Raw genomic sequence first — 20,267 nt, 5'->3', positions numbered from 1 at the left:
GGGAAATAGACCACCGCAGCGGCATTCATAGGATGCGAAACTTCCCTGCTCGGCTTCGAACTTCTTTGGCCCGTCCGCCCCGGGGCTTACTCCCTGTCCTAAGTGTCTTAAGGTCTTGTTTTTTCTCCTCTCAGGCTCGCCACCTGCTTCTTAGCCGAAGCCGTTGCCGTGTATGATATTTCGGTATGAGCCTGGGAATGCCCGAGATGATTTTCATCTTCTTGCTGGCGCTGATTTTATTCGGCCCCAAGAAGTTACCCGAGATCGGCCGCGAGATTGGCAAGTTTATGGCCGAGTTTAAGCGTGCGTCCAATGATTTCAAGTACCAGCTCCAGACTGAAATCGAAAACGCCGCTACCGAAGTACCGCCGGTCTCCAATACGGGTGCCCAGCAAAGTTCTTCGTTCACCCAGACGCTATTGCCGCCCGCTGTCACCTCGGCCATTTCCGAAATTGACAACGCGCACGACCGCCTGATGAAGACTGCCCGCATGGCGTTCGATGCGCAGAACTTCACGCTGCGTCCGCCCGATGCTCCGACCGTGTCCTCTGCTTATCCCGAGGCCGTACCTGCGTCGGAACCAGCGGCTGAACCTGCGCCTTCCACGCCTGTTGCCGCCACCGAGAATGCAGAGGCCGCGCCGAGCGCTTCCTCCCCGGTTCATGCCGCGACCGGCCAACCTCCGCTCACTCCGGCGCCGGCCCAGAGCGATTCTGCTTCGCAGAACAGCTAACCGGGTGACCAGATAAGGTTCTGATGTCAGACACAGCAACTCCAACCAGCACACTGAAAGACCGGCAGCAACTGTCGTCCATGGGCTTCCTCGAACACCTCGAGGAGCTTCGCAAGCGCATTATCTGGAGCCTTCTTTACGTCGCCGCGGGCTTCTGTGTCTGCTATTGGTGGCACGAGAAAATTTTCGGCTGGATGCAGAGCCCTATCATCTTTGCTCTCACCCGTCACAACCTGCCCACCAACCTCGTTTATACGAACCCCACTGATCCCTTCAACATGTACCTGAAGATCAGCCTCATTGTGGGCATCTTCGTTGCCTCTCCGTTCGTTTTGTGGCAGGTATGGGCGTTTATCGCCCCGGGACTTTACAAGCATGAACGCCGGTACGTCGGCCCATTCATGTTCAGCACCGTCGGACTCTTCGTTGCGGGTGGCCTTTTCGCTTACAAGATGGTGTACCCGGCGGCTCTCGACTTCCTCATCGATTACAGCAAGCAGTTCACTCCGATGATCACCATCAACGAGTACACCGATCTGTTCATGACGATCGTGCTCGGCCTTGGCGTGGTATTCGAGATGCCCATTCTGGTCTTCTTCCTTGCCCTGTTCGGCTTGGTGAGCCCGGGCTGGATGTGGCGCAATCTTCGCTATTCAATCCTTGTTATCTTCATCATCGCCGCCATCATCACACCGACCACCGACATCATGAACATGTGCATCTTCGCCGCGCCCATGATCGTCCTTTACCTGGTCAGCATTGGCGTCGCCTACATCGTGCATCCCACGCAACGCAAGAAGCGGGAGCTGAACAGCAAATGATGAACGGACATCGGGGCCTCCTGAACTTTGATCGCATCGGAGGCCCCATGATTCTGGCTCTCCTCCTCGCGGCCTCCCTTTCCACCCTCGCCTGCCGCGATTCCCAATCCACCCCGCAGACGGCCTCAGCGCAAACGCAACCCGCAACCCGTCCTGCGCCCAATCCAGCGGAGTTCGACCCGAAGTCCGACACGCCTCCTGCCCTCAAGATCAGCGGAGAGCGCGCCTACCGCAACCTCAAGGACTTCGTCGCCCTCGGCCCCCGTCCGCTTGGCAGCACCGGACACACCAAAGCCGAACAGTTCATCCTCGCGCACCTCGACGGCGCACAGATCGAGCAGGATAAGTTCACCGCGCAGACCGCCGCCGGTTCGTTCCCCATGAACAACATCGTCGCCAAGTTCCCTGGCAAAAAAGATGGAATCATCGTCCTCGCCGGACACTACGACACCAATCTCCCGCTCAAGAACACCAGCTTCGTGGGAGCCAACGATGGCGGCTCCAATGTCGGCCTCATGCTCGAAATCGCCGGCCAGCTACGCCAGCATCCACCTGAGGGCTCGAGCATCTGGCTCGTCTTCACCGACGGCGAGGAGGCCACCATCGAGTGGACCGCCGCCGACAGCGTCTATGGCAGCAAGCATCTTGCAAAGGAGTGGCAGCAGGACGGCACCGCCGCAAAAGTAAAAGCATTCCTGCTGCTCGACATGATCGGCGACAAGGATCTCGACGTCGTACGCGACCTCAATTCCACGCCCTGGCTGCTTGATGTTGTTTATCGCGCCGCCCAGCGCACCGGAAAGCAATCGCACTTCTTCGCCCAGACCAACCAGATCTCTGACGACCATCTTCCCTTCCGCGACGCGGGAATTCCCGTGGCCGACATCATCGATCTCGACTACGGATTCAACAACATCTACCACCACACCACCGAGGACACTCCCGACAAGTGCAGCGCCGCGAGCCTACAGATCGTGGGCGACGTCGTCATGGAAACCATTCGCGCCCTGAATACGCGATAGCCACCTGCGCCCGTATCACACTCAGAGACTGGCGCAGGTGATACGCTAATTTAGGAAGGATCTGGCGCAGCACTGCTGCCAACTGAATACGACAATACATGTCTCTCCCGCCTAACATCCTGTTCTGGATACTGTTCCTTGTTTTTATCGTCGCAATGCTTGTGATTGACCTGAAGGTCCTGAATCGCAAAGCACACACCGTCAGCATGCGCGAGGCGCTTAGCTGGACGGCCTTCTGGATCAGCCTTGCCGCCGCTTTCGCCGTCCTCATCTACTTCCACGGAAATCGCATCACTGGCGATCTTACGCACGACAATCGTCAGCTCTCGCTTGAGTTCATCACCGGTTACCTGGTCGAGGAAGCGTTGAGCGTTGACAATCTTTTTGTCTTCCTGCTCATCTTCCGGCAGTTCAAGGTCCCATCCGAACTTCAGCACAAGGTGCTGTTTTGGGGCATTCTCGGCGCCATCATCATGCGCGCCATCTTCATCGGTGCCGGCGTCACGCTGCTCAATCGCTTCGAGTGGATCATGTACATCTTCGGAGCGTTCCTTGTGTACGCCGGAATCAAGCTCGTCTTTCAGGACGAGCAAAGCGATCCCACCAACAATGTCATCACACGTTTTGCCCGGACCCATCTGCGCCTGACCGACGATTACTCCAACGGCAATTTCACCATCGTTCGCAACGGAGTGCGCTACTTCACGCCTCTGGCTCTCGTGCTCATCATCATTGAAACCACGGACGTAATCTTCGCCGTTGATTCCATCCCGGCGGTGCTCGCCGTCACGCGCCAGCCATTTGTCGTGTTCACCTCCAACATCTTCGCCATCCTTGGCCTTCGCGCCCTCTACTTCGCCCTCGCCGGACTCATCGATCTCTTCCATCTGCTCCACTACGGACTCGCGGTCATCCTTGTCTTCATCGGTGCGAAGATGATTGCCGCGCACCACATCGAGATCCCGACCGTCGTTGCCCTCGGAGTAATCGTTGGTGTGCTCGCCATCTCGATCGGCGCCAGCATCGTCACGCGCAAGCCTGTGGCCGAGTAGCTGGCGTCGCCATGAATCCGGCGGCCGAGCCTCGGCGTCTATACTTATAGAAGTGAATACAATGTCGATACGAAAGATTGCCGAGGCCGACTTCCCCACCCGTTGGGGACTTTTCCGCATTCTCGGCTTTGAAGGCTTTGTCCCCGGAACCCCCGCCACCGGCTCCCCTGATGGGACCGAGCGCCGCAAAGAGGAAGCCGTAGCGCTCGTCATGGGCGACGTCCAAAGCGACGCACCACTCGTTCGCATCCACTCGCAGTGCCTCACCGGAGACGTCTTCCACTCCATGCGCTGCGACTGCCGCCAGCAGCTCGAGCTCGCCCTCATGAAAATCGGCGAACTCGGCAAAGGCATTCTGATCTACGAGGAGCAGGAAGGCCGCGGCATCGGTCTCATGGCAAAACTACAAGCGTACGAACTACAGGACCAGGGACTCGATACCGTTGAAGCCAACGTCAAGCTCGGATTCCGCGCCGACTGCCGTGGCTACCACATGCCCGTCGAAATCCTCACCTACTTGGGAGTGAAGAAACTCCACCTGCTCTCCAACAATCCCGAAAAAGTCGATGCCGTCCAATCCGCCGGAATCGAAGTCGTCGAGCGTGTTCCCGCCGACGTCGAAGCTTACGAAAGTAACGCCAAATACCTCCGCACCAAGCGCGAGAAGATGGGCCACCTCTTCATGTAATGTTGTCGTGGTTACCCCGCGGGGAGTAGCAATCACCCAGAGGGTGCCCTCGCGTTCTTTTTGAGTTCAGTGTGGGATGGTTGCTCTTACCTGTTTTATCTCTTTGCCTTTTTCTTTCCAAGCAGCATTCTCATCTCCTCCGCTCGCTTCACCGGCAACGCCTCCGTTGCATACTCCATCAGCGCGCGATACACCTTTCCTTCGGAGGCATCGTCCAGTGCGTACAAATGCGCCTCCACGGTGCGCACATCTCCCCGCGCCAGCGGTCCACTGAAGGACTTTCCCGCCCCATTGCTCAACACGTTCCGCACCGTGCGCAGCACAATCGGCTCCATGATCTTTCGCACATCTGCAGCCTTGATGCCTGTCTTCACTCCCGTCCGCTCCGCCGCCTCGAGTTCCGCAGCCAGCATCGGAGAAAGCATTGCCCCAAATGCGTGATAGAGCACCTTGCTCTCCGGCTTAATCGTAAAGCTCTTCGCCCCAAGTTTCCCAGCGATTGCACGCGCAGCTTTTACCGCCTTCGGCATGCCTTCTACTGCGAACCAAGCTCCTTGCAAGCTTGGCGGCTCTCCCGCCACAAATGTCATCATCGGATGCGCGCTTCCCGTGTGTACGCCGCGTTCCTTCAGCACCTGCAGCGCAGCGCTGCTCAGTGCTCCACTCGCGTGCAACACAATCCGAAGCAGTCTTTCTCTTCGCGCCAGCTCACGCGACACCTCTCCTACCGCCTCATCCGGAACTGCGAGCCACAGCACATCCGCCTCAAGCTCGGCGTCCTCCAGAGTCGCAACTTTTGCACCAACAGCACGCGCCAGCACACCAGCCTTACGTTTCGATACAGCATTCGCCCGCGCCACGATTTCTTCGATCGCGAACCCTTCTGCGCGCAGCAATCGTGCCAGTCCACTGGCCAGCGCACCCGCACCAACAAACGATATTGATGGCAATGCTTTCACGCTCAGCAGAGTAGCACGGCATGCGATCGTTTTGTGTATAGTGTCGCCATGAAGAAAGCAAGCAAAACGCCCGCAGCGAAGAAGTCCCGCAAGCCGCGCTCTCGCTCCGCCGCAAAGTCCACCACTCGATCCACGGCAGCAGCCACGCAAAAAGCGGTCAAAATACTATCCTCCAAGGTCGTGCACACCGCGCCCGTCTTCCGTGTCACCAGCGACGAAGTCATCGAGCCTTCCGGCGTCAAAGTTCGGCGCGACATCATCCGTCATCCAGGTTCCGTCGTCGTGCTTGCCATTGACGAGCGCAAGGACGAGCCTTCCGTCCTGCTCATCAAGCAGTATCGTTACGCCGCCAATCAGGATCTGTGGGAGATTCCCGCCGGTCGCATCGATGATGGAGAAGACGCGCTCACGGCAGCCAAACGCGAGCTTGCAGAAGAGACAGGCTACACCGCCTCCGAGTGGAAACCAATTCTGTACTATTACGCGAGTCCCGGATTTCTTGATGAAACGATGTTCATTTTCGCAGCTCGCGATTTGCACAGTGGCAAGGCAACTCCCGAGGAAGACGAGTTCATCACATGCAAACTCGTGCCTCTCCGGACGGCCGTGAAATGGGTCATGAGCGGAAAACTCAAGGACGGCAAAGCAATCGCGGGCGTTCTTTGGGCGGCGCAGAAATTTCACATTTCAGGCAGTGGACCAAGCAGCAATCGACGCTAAATGCTCCATCTATGTACTAGGTTGACAACATAAACAAAGTGGCGGAGAATCGTCGAAATCACGCAAGCAAACAAGTCATCTCAATGAGCAGCAGCGCGACGAAGAAGTCGGAACGTCGCAATAACGCGAGGTTCCAAACTTCATCGCATAGCCCGTTAGCACGATGCTCGGAGGAATAGTACGTGGCTCGTCTCAAGGGAACTGTGAAGTGGTTTAACAATGCGAAAGGGTTTGGGTTCATCGGACGCGAAGACGGACCGGATGTGTTTGTACACTACAGTGCGATCTCCAGCGAAGGTTACAAGAGTTTGCAGGAAGGTGATGTTGTAGAGTTCGAAATTGTAGAAGGTCAAAAAGGTCCTCAGGCCGGAAACGTCCAGAAGATCGCTGCTGCCTGACCGCGACAAAGGTACGTTCTTTGTTTGCCGCCAATCGCCCGGACAACAGAAAGGCTGCCCTCACCGAGAGCAGCCTTTCTTTTCGTCCCCCATATTTCCCGGAGGCTGCTTCTATCGGCAGCCTTCTCAATTCGATTTACCGCGTGCTCGTTCCCGCCGTGCAGGAGTCAGCCAGCTTGCGCACATCGCTCACGTTAAACTGAGTCGAAGGCGTGCTGCTCGACGAACCGGAACCTGTCGATCCCGACGATGGCGTAGAGGATGACATCGCTCCAGCGCTCGAACTGCTCGAGTTCGCCATTCCCGTTACGCTCACTTCTTTGCCAACAAAGTCACGCAGTTGCGAGGTGCTACCACGAAGCTGGAAGCTGTTTCCCGAGTTATCGGCCAGGATGAAGTTTCCATCCGACGTCTGGCTCAAGCAGCCTTGTAGGCTCGTCGCCTGTGAACTTGGCGAATGCGTTGCGCGATCATCCTGCGACATCTGTCCCGGTGCATGCGTATCCGGCGGAATCGCCGAAGGATCAGACGGAGTCGATGGATTCGACGGAGTCTGTCCCGTCTGCGTCTGAGGGAAGGTCGGCGGAGTTGATGTCGGTGGAGTCTGGTTTGGAGTGCTGCCCGTCTGAGCCGTCGCCGCCAGACAGCAGCCCAGCAGTACTGTCCCAAGTGCTAGGGTTTTCATGCAAAAACCTCCTGATGCCCTTTACAGTGCAGGATGCGTGCCGTTCCAGCAGCCTCGATTTTGAGGGCTATCCAGAACACCACCCAGCACCATCGACGGAAGCTTTTGCTTTCTCAGTTAGAAATTACACGAGCCGAACATAGTGGCCCACATTATGCGTTGCTTTGGCATATGGGGAAGCACCCCGCTCGCATCTGCTGCGTCTATGATCTCGAACTTAGAACGGACACTAGGGCCTGAACAGTCGCATGAACCCCTGCGGCTCTAAATCAGGAACCAGAAACTTCCTCTCATCTCCCGCTGCTCGGGCTAGCGCCTCCGCCGAGAGATACCCTGCGCGCACCGCGCCCTCCATCGTCGAGGGCCACCCCGTTGCCGTCCAGTCACCACTCAGGAACAGCCTTGGCCACGAGCTCTGCGGCCGCAACCGAAACTGCTCACTTCCCGGCGTGGGAGCAAACGTCGCGTGTACTTCCTTGATCACCGTCGCCTTCAGCAGCTTTGCCTCGCGCAACTTGGGAAAGAACTCCGCCAGCTCCTTCATCGCCAGCTCGATAATCTCCGCCCTTCCCATGTCCACCAGGTTTTTCGACGAGCTCACCACCAGTTCTAGATAGCTCCCGCCGTTCGCACCATCCCGCGCCAGTATCTTCGATTTCTGGAACATCCATTGAATCGTGCGATCCAGCAATGCCGCATGCTCCAGCTCGGTTACCTCGCGGTCGAACCACAGATGAATGCCCGTAATCGGCACCGTGCGCAAATGACTTACCTGCTTCTGTAACTGCTCCGCTTCCGCGCTCTGCGGCAATATGCGCCCAATCGCATGAAACGGCACCGCCGAGATCGCATAATCAAAACTGAATTCCTCTTCACCCGAGCGCAGCTTTACCCGATCGCCGCAGAACGCCACGGCATCCACGCCACTACGCAACCGCACTTCACCGCCGCGAGCCCGAATGTACTCCGCCGCCACTCCATACAGCTCCGACAGCGGAATCCGCGGCACACCCATGCTGCCCGCCTCAGCCGACTTCAAAAACGCATCGCGAAACACCAGCGCCGCATACTTCACCGAAGACTTGTCCAACTCTTCATTCAAGCTGCTGATCAGCACCGGAGCCCAGAAGCGGTCGATCGCCCTCTGCGTCTGCCCCTTCTTCCGCAGCCACGTCAGGAAATCCTCTTCGCCATCTTCCGGCACTCCCGCCAGCAACGACATCAGCGCGCGCGCAATCCCCGCCTTATCGCTTAGCGACAACAACCCAAATTTCGCAAATGAAATTGCCGAATGAAATGGCGCAGGCAGCGATGAAGACTCAATCACACCCGACTTGCCGCCAGGCTCGATAAACGTGATACGCCGATACCAGCGCACCTTGTCTTCCACTCCCAGTCGCCGATACAGATCGCGCAGGTTCGTGCAGCATCCCAGCAACACGTGCTGGCAGTTGTCCACCACCTCGCCCGTCCCCGGATGCTCATAGGATGAAGCGCGTCCGCCCAGAAATGGACGCCGCTCAAACAGCGTGACAGCGTACCCCGCGTCCGCCAGCGCGCAACCCGCCGCCAGCCCCGCCAGTCCTCCACCAATCACGCCTACCGTCGCCCGCGCCATCTCTCTCGCCCTTACTCGTTAGCCTTTTGTATTTGAATTTTGCTTTTGGTTTTTGCTTTTAGTTTGAATTTGAATTTGAATTTAGGATGTCATCCTGAGCTGCAGGCAAAGGATCCCAGCGCCGTCCCGCATCGCCGCTGCCGACCCAGGTCACCTACCGCGAAACCCGCCCCTGCCAATCACACTGGACGCAACTCACAGCAGCCTCTTCCCAAATCCTTTCGCCAGCACCTTCAGCTTGTCGCCTACCGACAGCCGTACCCGCTCCGAGTACACGTCATATTGCTTTAGCTCAATTCGATCCAGAATCCCGCGATAGATCTCCACCATCGCCCACAGCGCCGGCTGGCTCACTTCGTCGATCAGCGGCAGCAACTTGTCTGCCGACTTATAAAACTCTCTCGCCCGCGCCGCCTCAAACGCCAGCAGCGGCCGCACCTTCTCCACAGGCACGCCCATACCCAGTTCCTGCGGACTCACCCCAAAATGCGCCAGGTCTTCCTGCGGCAAATACACCCGCGAAATCCCCGCATCCTCTTTCACGTCGCGCAGAATATTCGTGAGCTGAAACGCAATCCCCAAATGCTCCGCATACTGCTCTGCCGCCGGGTCGCGATACCCAAAGATGCGAATACACACCAACCCCACCACCGAGGCCACGTGATAGCAGTAGTCGTAAAGGTCGTCGAACGTGCGATAGACCACCAGCGGCCCATCCCCACCTTCGTCTTCGCGCACATCCATTCCCGTCCCAGCAACTAGCTGGTCCAGTAGCTCCATCGGAATCTGGTATCTCTGCTGCGAGTCGCGCAGCGCCAAGAACACCGGATCGTCCGTCCGCCCTGTCTCCATCGCGCGATGATATGAGTCGATGAACCCCGCCAGCTTCGCTCGTCTCTCCTGCGAGCTCATTCCCGGATCGTCGCTCAGATCATCCGCATGACGCATGAACGCATACACCGCACTCAGCGCATCGCGCTTCTGCCTCGGCAGCAGCATGAACCCGTAATAGAAATTCTTCGCCGAAGAGCGTGCGATGTGTCGGCAAACGCTATATGCCGTCGTCAGTTGCGACTCAACGTGCTGCATCGTGGCGCTCACCCCGCTCTCCCCAGCGCAATCCGTCCGGCCAGCGCCCGCAACGCCAGTTCTGCCTTGCGCAGCTTGCTCAAACTGGGCCGCTTCGCGAGCACGTTGTAGTCCTGCGCCTCAATCGCACTCAGAATCGCCATCCCGCCGCGGCTGAAAAGCTCAATATCCAGCGCCAGCGAGCGATTCACCATCTTCACCAGAGGCAATCCGCGCTCAAACCATTCCCTCGCTCGCTGCACTTCAAATTTCATCAGTTCGCGAAACTCGCCATTGAACTGCACTTCCGCAATCTGGTTTTCGTTCACAGCAAATCGCCGCAAATCCTCCAGAGGCAGGTACACGCGCCCCTTCTTCCAATCCACCGACACATCCTGCCAGAAGTTCGCCAACTGCAGCGCCGTGCATGTGTAATCCGAAAGCAGTTGCCGCTCCGCATCGCTGTAACCGCACAAATACAGCACTAGATGCCCTACTGGATTTGCCGAATTCCTGCAGTACCTCAGCAAATCCTTAAACGTCTCGTACCGCGTGACCGTCTGGTCCTGCCGGAACGCCGTCAGCAGATCGCCAAACTCGTGCCGTGGAATCCCAAACGTTCGAACCGTATCCGCCAGCGCGACAAACACCGGATGCCGCACCGCCTCGCCCGTTCCACCTTCCAACCCCGCATACATCCCGTCCAACTGCTGCTGCCAGCAATCCAGCAGCGCCAGCGAGACGCGCGTATCCCCCACCTCATCTCCCAGGTCATCCGAGATGCGGCAGTACGCATACACATTGAAGAAATGCTGATGCAGCGGCTTCGGAAGGAACCACGTCGCTACCGAGAAGTTCTCATAGTGCGAGGTCGCCAGCCGCTTGCAATATGCCTGCGCTTCGACAAGCGACGGCGCTCGCTCCGGAATCGCATACTCCGGCGGCAGCGCGGCCCACCCGCGTGCGAGCAGGGCTTCCGTCTCGTTGGAATTTTGGCTTGCGTCCGATGTTCCGGCGCCGTTCGGTCGGGTGCTGGGCACAAATGACGTCACTCGGCTTGCCTTAGTGTCCCGGAATGATCGCGGTCTTGATCTCGCCGCCGCGCGCCAGCATGTCCCGCAGCACAGATTGCAGCTTTGACAGCGGCGCTTCTCCGGTAATGTAGTCCGTACCCTTGATCTTGCGTTCCGTAATCAGCGCAAATGCCCTGCGCACCGTGTCCGGCGTGTGATGGAACGTAGCCTTCAGCGTAATCTCCGAATAGTGCAGGCGTTCGGTATTCAATTGCACCCGCGTCCCCTTCGCGCATCCGCCAAACAGGTTCACTGTGCCGCCCTTGCGCACCATATCAACGGCCCACTCCCACGCCTCGGGACGCCCCACGGCTTCGATCACCACATCCGATCCGCGACGTTCTTTCGTCAAATCGCGCACCGCCTCAATCGGGTTCGCCACCTTCGGGAACTGCACCACCTTGCTCGCGCCCGCGCGCTTTGCTGAAGTAACCTGCTCATCATGCTTCACCACGGCGATCACGTCGCAGCCCATAATGTGGGCCACCTGCATGAACATCAGCCCAATCGGCCCGGCTCCAATCACCGTCACCGTATCGCCAATCTCCACATGCGTTGCATGCAGTCCACGCAACACGCACGCCAGCGGTTCGGTCAGCGCTGCCGTCTCAAAGCTGATGTCCTTCGGGATGACCAGCATGTTGTTCTCGACAATGCGCCTTGGTACTCGGATGAACTCCGCATACGCGCCATTGTTGAACAGCAGGTCTTCGCACAGATTTTCCTGATGCTTTTTGCAGTAGAAGCACTGCCCGCACGGTGCCGAATTCAAAGCCACCACGCGCTGCCCTACCTGGAAGTTCTTCACCGCCGGTCCTACTTCTTCGATCACACCGGCGAATTCGTGTCCAAACAATGCTGGCGGCACGATCATCTTCGCGTGATATCCGCGGCGATACACCTTCAGGTCGGTCCCACAGGTAAGCGCCGCCTGAACGCGAATCAGCACCTCGCCCTTTTCAACGGACGGTATCGGAACCCGCTCGATCTTCACGTCCTCTTTACCGTAGAGGACTGCTGCCGTCATCTGTTTGCTCACTCTGTTATCCTTCCCACTCGCTGCCCGGCTGAATCGCGATCTTCATCGTGTCCGGCTGTGGATGTGCAGCTAATCTCAATGCTTCCAGCGACTGCGCCAGCGGAAACCGGTGACTGTACAACCCCGCCAGGTCCATCTCGCCGCTAAAAACAAATTGAGCTACTTCGTCATTCAGTTCCACCGATGCGCTATAGGAACCCAGAAGCGTCTTCTCATCTACGCATATCGAGGCTGGATCGATTACGACCTCACCGCGCACCGTTTGCGCGAACAGCAAAACGCGCCCGCCAAACCGCGCCGCCTCAATCGCGGGCTTAATCAGCGAGCTTCCGCCTACCGCCAGAATCACGGCATCGGCACCGCGGCCGTCCGTTCGTTCCCGGATTGCCTGCACTACATTCGTCGTCGAAGCATCAATCGACTGGCTTAATCCGTAACGCTGACCAATTGTAAGCCGCTGTGGGAATAAATCGGAAGTAATTACATTCGCTCCCGCCCGCTGAGCTAGTTTCGCTAGTAGCAGCCCAATCGGCCCTTGGCCGATCACCAGCACCGTCTCGCCCTTCTGTACCGCCAGCGTGTCGATGCCCTTCCAGACTGTGTTCACCGGCTCGATGTGCGAAGCCTGCTCATAACTCACCCCGTCCGGTATCCGGATCACGCCCTTTTCGACAATCCAGTCCATAACCCGGATGTACTCCGAAAAGCCGCCGCCCGAGGCCTCGCCAAACCCCGCCGTGGTCCCCACCTTCTTGTACACCGGGCATTGCGAGAACACCTTGCGCTTGCAGTAGTAGCACGTTCCGCAGGGAATATGATGGAACACCATCACCCGATCTCCCTCGCTGAACTTCGTCACCCCTGCGCCACGCGCCACCACAACACCGGTCATCTCGTGACCAAACACCCGCGGAGCCGAGTGCGATCCCGTCGCAATCTTCTTCAGATCCGTCCCACAGATGCCGCACGTATGAATGCGCACCAGCAACTCGCCGCTTCCAATCTGCGGCACCGGAACGCTTTCCAGCCTTAAATCGTCTTTCCCGTAGTAGATCGCCGCCAGCATCTTCTCAGGAATCGTCCCCTGAGCTCCTTGCGCCGCCACCGTCGTTACATTTACCGCCATTCTTCTCCCCAACTCACTTTCCTAAGCCTTGCTATTGCCTTTGACCTTGCTCCTGAGGTGTCATCCTGAGCGAAGCGAAGGCCCCTACCCTCTACTCCGGCTTCCTGGCACGAGCACCGCACCGCGTTCAATGCACGATTCAACCGCGCCGCACAGCGCCTTCGCCGCCCTCGCACTATTCTCCTGCAGCCGCTTCACGCTCGGCCACAATCCCGGACGCACCGCGATATGCGCCACAAACCTTCCAGTAGCAAACCCTTCCGGCGTCACAAAATCCGCCAGAAACTCCAAATCCTCATCCGCCCCGTCCGACACCACCTTGATCACCACGAATTCCCTGCCTAGCTCCGCTGCCGCCCTCGCCACGCCCGCGGCTTCCATATCCACCGCCACGGCACTGAACCGGGCACAAGCGTCCTGCTTCGCAGCCTTCCCGGCCACCCGAGCCAGTGTCACAAGCTGCCCATTACCCGAAGCGCACGGATACTTCCGCCCGGTCTCTGCGTCAATGACCGCCCCCGGAGTAACGATTGCCCCTACAGACAACTCCGCCACGCAGGAACCCACAAACCCTATAGAACTTATCACCCTTGGCGAGCAGTTCTCAACGAGCGCTTTCGTGGCGGCATATGCCCGTTCCGCGCCCGTTCCAGCGCATATCAGCGCCGCATTCCCCTGCCGGAAAATGCGCCATTCGAGCCCGCCGCGCTGGAGCTTCACACGTCCCCATCCGCGCACCAGCCCGGACACTTCTCGCTCCAGCGCCGCCACAAATCCGAACTCGACCTGCTCGCTCATGCCGTCGGACACATCGCCTCGTACGCCGGAGCATATCCGTGCGCGACAAACCACTCTGCCGCCCGCTGCAGCGCCGCCCGTACCTCACCATGCGTATATCCCAGCTCGCGCTCGGCCTTTGCGGTGCTCACCCACATGAATTTCCGGCCCATCCTGACTTCTTCCAGCGTTGCTCTCGGCTCCCGATTCCTCAGGTATCCATTGAAGGTCTGATCGAACGCCGCAAACGCCATTGCCACTCCATGCGGAACCTTCATCTTCGGCGATGGCAGCCCCGTGATGCCTCCCAGCATGTCGAGAATCTGCTTCAACGTCAGGTTCTCTCCGCCCAGAATGTACTTCTCGCCCCTTCGCCCCTTCTCAAATGCCAGTAAATGTCCGCGCGCCACATCATGCACGTCCACCAGGTTCATTCCCGTCTCCATGTACGCCGGAAAATTCCCCAGCAGGAAATCCAGAATGATCCTTCCCGTCGGCGTGGGCTTAATGTCCTGTTCTCCAACCGGAGTACTCGGATTGACGATCACCACCTCGGCGCCCTTGGCTGCCAACTCCACGGCCTTCCGCTCCGCCAGATACTTCGAGCGCTTGTAATGTCCAATCATGTCGGCCTCCGTCACCGGAGTCGCCTCGTCCACCGCCACGCGCTCGTAGCCAAATCCCAGCGTTGCCACCGACGAGCAGTACACGGTTCTACGCACGCCTGCTGCCTGCGCCGCCTCGATCACTGCTGCCGTTCCCTCGACATTCGTCGCATACATCGGCTTCGGGTCGCGGATCCACAGCCGGTAATCCGCCGCCACATGGAACACCGCCTCGCAGCCTTCCATACCCTTGCGCAGCGAAGTCGCATCCGTCAGATCGCCAACCGCCAGTTCGCCGCCGAGTCCTTCCAGATTCTCCCGCCGACTTCCCGCCCTCACCAGCAAACGCAGGTCTGCTCCCTGCTCTGCCAGCAGGCGAGCCACATGGCTTCCTACAAACCCCGTCGCTCCCGTGACAAACGCCTTCAACTCTTCCCTCTTTCAAAATGAAACGCAGCCCCGTTCAGGCTGCGCCCCATAGCCTTACTTGTGCAGGCCCTATCGCGTCACCGCTCGCACTTATGCTCCCTGCGCTTCAAAACGCGCATACTTCGCCAGCGCCATCAGCGGGAAGTACCAAGGATACGAGTGGTACTTCAGGTAGAACACTCGTGGGAATCCCGTGCCCGTGTACGGCACTTCGCTCCACCCGCCGTCCGCCTGCTGATGATCCAGCAGATAGGCGATTCCGCGCGCCAGCGACTCCGACCTGTAATCTCCTCCGGCCATCAGTCCCAAGACCGCCCACGCCGTCTGCGAGCTCGTGCTCACCCCGACGCCCTTTTCGTTCACATCCTCGTAGGAGGCAATCGACTCGCCCCATCCGCCGTCGGAGTTCTGCATCATGCGCAGCCACTCCGTCGCCTGCTGCACCATCGCCTCATGATTATCGAACCCGATGGCTTCCAGCCCGCGCAGCACGCACATCGTGCCGTAGATGTAGTTCACGCCCCAGCGTCCAAACCACGATCCATCCGGCTCCTGTTCCTTGCGGATGAACTCGATTGCCTTCTTTACCGGCTTGTCTTCCAGCGTGAATCCGTGTGCCGCCAGGCACTCCAGCACGCGCCCCGTAATGTCCACCGTCGCCGGATCGAGCATCGCGTTGTGGTCGGCAAACGGAACGTACTGGAACACCATGCGGTCGTTGTCTTTATCGAACGAGGCCCAGCCGCCGTTCTTGCACTGCATCGCCAGTTCCCATGCGACTCCGCGCTTCACCGACTCGCTCTGGAACCGTGCATCGCTCGTTTCGATCTGATTCAGCGCCAGCATCACCTGCGCCGTGTCGTCCACATCCGGATAGAACTCGTTATTGAACTCGAAGTACCATCCGCCCGGCTCGGCCTTGGGAACCTTCACCGACCAGTCGCCTTTGCGCCGAATCTGCTTTTTCAGCATCCATTCCGCGCCCTTCAGCATACGCGGGTCTTTCGGATCGACTCCGCTCTCCGCCAGCGCAAACAGCGAGTACGCCGTATCCCACACCGGAGAGACGCATGGCTGCATGCGGAAACCATCTCCCTCGGCGATTCCCAGCTTTTCAAACTCATCCAGTGCACGAATCACCTGCGGATCGTCCAGCGAATACCCCAGGCAGCGCAACGCGATGATCGAGTTCAGGATCGACGGATAAATCGCGCCCAGCCCATCGCTCAACTCAAATCGCTCCAGCATCCACTTCTCTGCCGCCTTCAACGCAACCGAGCGAAGCGGCCTCACGTGCACGCGCTCAAACCAGTGGCACAGCCTGTCGAGGACAAGGAAGAAATTTCTCCACCCCACCAGCTTCTTGTCCCACTTCAAATGCAGCGAACTTCCGTGCCGTCCCTCGGGGAACAACTCGTCGATATTCCACTCGTCAGGAATCTTCTTGAACGGCTTTTTCGCGTAGCAGATCGACAGCGGGATCAGAATTGCCCGCGACCACGATGAAATTTCGTAGATATTGAACCAGAACCAGTTCGGAAACAGCACGATCTCTGGCGGAATCGCCGGAACCGCGTCGTAGTCATATTGTCCCAACGCGCACAGGTAAATCTTGCTGAACGTATTGCAGGCCGGCACGCCCCCCATGTCCAGGATACGTTCGCGCGCCTTTGCCATCCGAGGATCGTCCGGCGAATACCCGCACATCTTCAGCGCAAAATACGCCTTCACCGAAGCCGAAATATTCGACGGCCCACCCTGATAAATCGGCCATCCGCCATCGTCGTTCTGATGACGCAGAATCTCGTCCGCGCACTGCTGGAACCGCGCCTCGTCGCGCGTACCCAGCACCGTATGTAAGAAGATGTAGTCGGATTCGAGAGTCGTGTCGGCTTCCAACTCGCCGCACCACCAGCCTTCTTCGTGCTGGTGCGAGAACAGGAAATCCTGCCCTGCCTTGATCGCGCTTTTCAGCCGCGTACCTAAGCCGGATATCTTTCCAAATCGAATCGCACTCGACTGCGTAGAACTTGCTTCCATGAATTCTTACTCCGCCGTTGCTTCGGGAGCAGCACCGATCGCAGCAACGATCTCCGGAGGCAGCGCAAAACGCACATGCTCCGGCATCACTTCCACCTCGCGCACATTCGCAAAGCCCTTCTTCTCCAGGAACGTGATCACTTCCTGCACCAGGATTTCCGGCGCCGAGGCACCTGCCGTCAGCGCAACAGTATGCGCACTCTCCAGCCAGTGCTCGTCGATATCCTGGCAGGTATCGATCAGGTGCGAATTCGTCCCCAGATTCCGTGCCACTTCTACCAGGCGGTTCGAGTTCGAACTGTTCGGCGAGCCCACTACCAGCACCAGATCCGCCTGTTCGGCGACGTTCTTCACCGCGACCTGGCGGTTCTCCGTCGCATAGCAGATATCCTGCGCGTGCGGCCCGCGAATATTCGGAAACTTCGCCTTCAGCGCCTCGATAATGTCTTTCGCCTCATCCAGCGAAAGCGTCGTCTGCGTCAGATAGGCCACGCGGTTCGGGTCCGGCACCACGATATTCGCCACCTGCTCGGCATTGCTCACGACCTGCGTAACCTCTGGAGCTTCGCCCAGAGTGCCAACAATCTCGTCGTGATTCAAGTGACCAATCAGGATCAGCGAGTATCCATCCTTCGCGAAACGGATCGCCTCGACGTGAACCTTTGTCACCAGCGGGCAGGTCGCATCGATCACGCGCAGCAGTCGCAGCTTCGAGGCCTCGCGTACAGAAGGCGCCACGCCGTGAGCGCTGTAGATCACGCGCTCGCCATTCGGCACCTCTTCCACATCGTCAACAAAGATTGCGCCCTTGGCCTTCAGGTCCTCGACGACATACTTATTGTGGACAATTTCTTTGCGAACATAGATCGGCGGACCAAACGTATCCAGCGCAATGCGTACGATATCGATCGCGCGCACCACGCCAGCACAGAATCCACGGGGCTTCAAAAGCAGGAGGGTTTTGGCTTCGGTTGTCTGTGTCATTCGATTTTTTAGATTCAACTGTGCCCTGCCGGGATTTCAGTGCTCCACCGGCACAGCAACGCTTCCTGTAAGTCTATGTCCCGGCACCATTTCCCGCCACCTCGTCGCATAGAAATGCGGCCATTCAGCATCGGGCAGGGCTAAAACAGGAGGCGAACAGCAATCCCTGAACTCTCTCGATTCTAACAGGAGACCCCTCCCCGCGATAGCACCGCATCCCCAAGCGCCGCGGGTGCCCCATATACGCTTGCCTCTTTTGGCAAGTGCATGTGGGATCTACCAAAGAAGCGCGAAGCGCCTTCCTTGTCCTTGTTCTTGCTTTTGCTGTTGTTCTTGCCGTTGTTTCTAAGGTGTCATCCTGAGCGAAGCGAAGGATCACAGCCACCGCTCGCATCGCTGCCGACCCTGAGGTCACCAACCGCCATTCTCGTGTATTTGCCCTTGCTCTTCGGTGTCATCCCGAGCGAAGCGAGGGACCCTATTTATTCCCGCAACCTTCCCTCTCGCCCCCACCGGAGTTCCCTTCCCCTACTCGCTTCTCGTCCAAAGCGAATCGCAAGAACCACCGCGGATATCCCCCAACACTCCTCGCCGGGTTTTCATCACTGAATGGATCGAAGCCGCGAACACTCCCACGAGCAGGAACGCAATCCAAATACCATCCATCCACTCATACCTATCCACGCACGCCACCGACACCACCAGCGCGCACCAAACCAACGCGACCGCAATCCACCCCCTCACGCGTTCGCTTTCAGCAACTGCTCCGCGTTCTGCAAACTCGCCTCTGTCACCTTTGCTCCGCTCAGCATTCTCGCAATTTCCCGCTTCCGCTCGTCGCTGCTCAGCGGACGCACCGTCGTCCGAGTCCTTCCCCCGCTCTCGTGCTTTTCAATTAAGAAATGCCTGTCCGCAAACGACGCGATCTGCGGCAAATGCGTAATGCACAGCACCTGCTTCGTCCTCGACAGAGCCTTCAGCTTCTTGCCGACCGCGTCTGCCGCGCGCCCACCAATTCCCGTATCGATTTCATCGAATACGAGCGAGCGCTGCCCGTCCACTTTCTTGCTGTGCTTCGCGCTTCCTGCCTCAACGCTCGCCTTCAGCGCCAGCATCACTCGCGATAGTTCACCGCCCGACGCAATCTCCTCAATCGGTCCCATCGGCTCGCCCGGATTGGTCGAAATCAGATACGCCACGCGATCAAATCCCGTTGCCGACCAGTTGCCTTCCTCGTCCGACCCCGATACCTCGATCTTGAACTTCGACTTCATCGCCAGGTCGTTGATTTCCGCCTCAACCGTCTTCTCCAACTTCCGCGCCATCTCGTAGCGCTTCTTGCTCAGTGCCCGCGCTTCTTCCAGATACTTAGCCGCCGCAGCCGCCAGTTCCTTGCGCAACCCCGCCAGCAGTTCGTCCTTATTCTCCAGATCGCTCAGCTTTCCCGCCGTCTCCTCTTGGAAAGCCAGCACATCCTCCAGCGTCGGCCCATACTTCCTGCGCAACTTATCCAGCACCGCCAGCCTGTCTTCAACCTCGGCCAGCCGCTCCGGCGAAGCATCCATCCCATCGGCGAAATCCCGCAGCGTCGTCGCCACATCCTCAACGGTGATGCGCGCGCTTTCCAACTGCGCCAGCACATCCTTAAACGACTCGTCGAACCGCGCCAGTTCCTCCAGATGCTTGGTCGCCGCCCTCAACCTTGCTACCGCCGACTCCTCCACCTCATACAGCACATCGAATGCGCCCTGCGCCGCCCCATACACACGCTCGGAGTTCGCCAGCACGCGCTTTTCCCCCTCCAGCTTCTGATCCTCTCCCGCGGCGGGGTTCGCGTCCTTGATCTCCTTCAACTGAAACTTCCAGAGATCCACCAGCCTCAGCTTCTCCTGCTCGTCCCTCTCCAACTCAGCAATGCGCGCAGCGACCTCTTTCCACTTCGCAAACGCCTCGCTCACTCCGGCCACACTCAGCCCCGCCGCCGCATCCAGCAGCGCCAGCCTTTCCGGAGGATCGAACATCAGCATCGTCTGGTTCTGCGCATGCACCACCGCTAGCCTCGGGGCCAGCGCCTTCAGCACCGCCACTGTCGCCGGTTGGTTGTTTACGAACACTCTGCCTTTGCCGTTCAGCGCGATGTCCCTGCGCAGGATGATCTCCGCCCCTTCGCTGTCGATGCCGTTTTCCTCCAGCACCTCGGCGATCCCCGGATCCTCCGACTCGTACACGGCTGCCACTGTCGCCTTCTCCGCTCCATGGCGCACGACATCGCTATAAGCCTTTTCGCCCAGCAGCAGCGCCAGCGCGTCGATCAGAATCGACTTACCAGCGCCCGTCTCGCCCGTCAGCAGATTCAACCCAGCCCCAAACTCAACCACCACGTTGTCGATAACGGCGTAGTTTTCAACCCGCAGTTCCCTAAGCACTCA

The 20,267-nt window shown here is 58.6% G+C and carries 19 protein-coding genes; 7 read left to right on the top strand and 12 right to left on the bottom strand.

What is annotated here, in order from left to right; genetic code table 11:
* Positions 1–197 precede the first annotated feature (197 nt).
* The 5 genes from AC6IY8_RS04440 (at position 198) to ribA (ending at position 4,317) form a co-directional block, all read left to right on the top strand.
* The gene (locus AC6IY8_RS04440; RefSeq protein ID WP_497777491.1) at positions 198–734 is read left to right on the top strand and encodes a Sec-independent protein translocase subunit TatA/TatB; all 537 of its coding nucleotides are present in this window, start codon (positions 198–200) and stop codon (positions 732–734) included.
* A gap of 23 nt (positions 735–757) precedes the next feature.
* The gene (gene tatC / locus AC6IY8_RS04435) at positions 758–1,555 is read left to right on the top strand and encodes a twin-arginine translocase subunit TatC (protein WP_497777490.1); all 798 of its coding nucleotides are present in this window, start codon (positions 758–760) and stop codon (positions 1,553–1,555) included.
* On the top strand, positions 1,552–2,577 hold the full coding sequence (locus AC6IY8_RS04430; protein ID WP_497777489.1) for a M28 family peptidase: 1,026 nt from the start codon (positions 1,552–1,554) through the stop codon (positions 2,575–2,577). The genes tatC and AC6IY8_RS04430 overlap by 4 nt, the downstream gene beginning before the upstream one ends.
* 98 nt (positions 2,578–2,675) lie before the next feature.
* On the top strand, positions 2,676–3,629 hold the full coding sequence (locus AC6IY8_RS04425) for a TerC family protein (RefSeq protein WP_497777488.1): 954 nt from the start codon (positions 2,676–2,678) through the stop codon (positions 3,627–3,629).
* Positions 3,630–3,690: 61 nt separating this feature from the next.
* Positions 3,691–4,317: a GTP cyclohydrolase II gene (gene ribA / locus AC6IY8_RS04420; RefSeq protein WP_497777487.1), complete on the top strand. Its 627-nt coding sequence runs from the start codon at positions 3,691–3,693 to the stop codon at positions 4,315–4,317.
* Positions 4,318–4,412: 95 nt separating this feature from the next.
* Here the strand turns inward: ribA and AC6IY8_RS04415 are convergent, their stop codons facing one another.
* Positions 4,413–5,267 (bottom strand): Rossmann-like and DUF2520 domain-containing protein, encoded by an 855-nt coding sequence (locus tag AC6IY8_RS04415; protein WP_497777486.1) that lies wholly within the window; start codon positions 5,265–5,267, stop codon positions 4,413–4,415.
* Positions 5,268–5,324: 57 nt separating this feature from the next.
* Between AC6IY8_RS04415 and AC6IY8_RS04410 the strand changes: the two genes are divergently transcribed.
* Positions 5,325–5,996, top strand: a complete 672-nt coding sequence (locus AC6IY8_RS04410; RefSeq protein WP_497777485.1) for an NUDIX hydrolase — start codon at positions 5,325–5,327, stop codon at positions 5,994–5,996.
* A 182-nt stretch (positions 5,997–6,178) separates the two neighbouring features.
* Positions 6,179–6,394: a cold shock domain-containing protein gene (locus AC6IY8_RS04405; RefSeq protein WP_497777484.1), complete on the top strand. Its 216-nt coding sequence runs from the start codon at positions 6,179–6,181 to the stop codon at positions 6,392–6,394.
* Positions 6,395–6,530: 136 nt separating this feature from the next.
* On the opposite strand, the gene AC6IY8_RS04400 is transcribed toward AC6IY8_RS04405, so the two are convergent.
* The 11 genes from AC6IY8_RS04400 to recN all read right to left on the bottom strand — a co-directional run bounded on the left by AC6IY8_RS04400 (position 6,531) and on the right by recN (position 20,264).
* Positions 6,531–7,079 carry a hypothetical protein gene (locus AC6IY8_RS04400; protein WP_497777483.1) on the bottom strand — a complete coding sequence of 183 codons (549 nt, stop codon included), beginning with the start codon at positions 7,077–7,079 and terminating at the stop codon, positions 6,531–6,533.
* A 229-nt stretch (positions 7,080–7,308) separates the two neighbouring features.
* Entirely contained in the window at positions 7,309–8,697 is a 1,389-nt protein-coding gene (hpnE, locus tag AC6IY8_RS04395) for a hydroxysqualene dehydroxylase HpnE (RefSeq protein ID WP_497777482.1), read from the bottom strand.
* 195 nt (positions 8,698–8,892) lie between these two features.
* Positions 8,893–9,798, bottom strand: a complete 906-nt coding sequence (locus tag AC6IY8_RS04390) for a phytoene/squalene synthase family protein (protein ID WP_497777481.1) — start codon at positions 9,796–9,798, stop codon at positions 8,893–8,895.
* Positions 9,795–10,817, bottom strand: a complete 1,023-nt coding sequence (hpnC, locus tag AC6IY8_RS04385) for a squalene synthase HpnC (protein WP_497777480.1) — start codon at positions 10,815–10,817, stop codon at positions 9,795–9,797. The genes AC6IY8_RS04390 and hpnC overlap by 4 nt, the downstream gene beginning before the upstream one ends.
* A 10-nt stretch (positions 10,818–10,827) precedes the next feature.
* Complete coding sequence (locus AC6IY8_RS04380) at positions 10,828–11,877, bottom strand: zinc-dependent alcohol dehydrogenase (protein ID WP_497777479.1); 1,050 nt, start codon at positions 11,875–11,877, stop codon at positions 10,828–10,830.
* A 4-nt stretch (positions 11,878–11,881) separates the two neighbouring features.
* Entirely contained in the window at positions 11,882–13,003 is a 1,122-nt protein-coding gene (locus AC6IY8_RS04375) for a zinc-dependent dehydrogenase (protein ID WP_497777478.1), read from the bottom strand.
* Positions 13,004–13,087: 84 nt separating this feature from the next.
* On the bottom strand, positions 13,088–13,813 hold the full coding sequence (locus AC6IY8_RS04370; protein ID WP_497777477.1) for a phosphorylase family protein: 726 nt from the start codon (positions 13,811–13,813) through the stop codon (positions 13,088–13,090).
* The gene (gene hpnA / locus AC6IY8_RS04365) at positions 13,798–14,814 is read right to left on the bottom strand and encodes a hopanoid-associated sugar epimerase (RefSeq protein ID WP_497777476.1); all 1,017 of its coding nucleotides are present in this window, start codon (positions 14,812–14,814) and stop codon (positions 13,798–13,800) included. Before hpnA ends, AC6IY8_RS04370 begins: the two co-directional genes overlap by 16 nt.
* Before the next feature lie 90 nt (positions 14,815–14,904).
* Positions 14,905–16,854: a squalene--hopene cyclase gene (gene shc / locus AC6IY8_RS04360; protein ID WP_497777475.1), complete on the bottom strand. Its 1,950-nt coding sequence runs from the start codon at positions 16,852–16,854 to the stop codon at positions 14,905–14,907.
* A 6-nt stretch (positions 16,855–16,860) separates the two neighbouring features.
* Entirely contained in the window at positions 16,861–17,838 is a 978-nt protein-coding gene (locus AC6IY8_RS04355) for a 4-hydroxy-3-methylbut-2-enyl diphosphate reductase (protein ID WP_497777474.1), read from the bottom strand.
* A 740-nt stretch (positions 17,839–18,578) separates the two neighbouring features.
* Positions 18,579–20,264, bottom strand: a complete 1,686-nt coding sequence (recN, locus tag AC6IY8_RS04350; RefSeq protein WP_497777473.1) for a DNA repair protein RecN — start codon at positions 20,262–20,264, stop codon at positions 18,579–18,581.
* Positions 20,265–20,267 lie beyond the last annotated feature (3 nt).

The organism is Koromonas soli (genome assembly GCF_059726265.1).
This window is presented reverse-complemented; position numbering and strand designations above follow the sequence as displayed.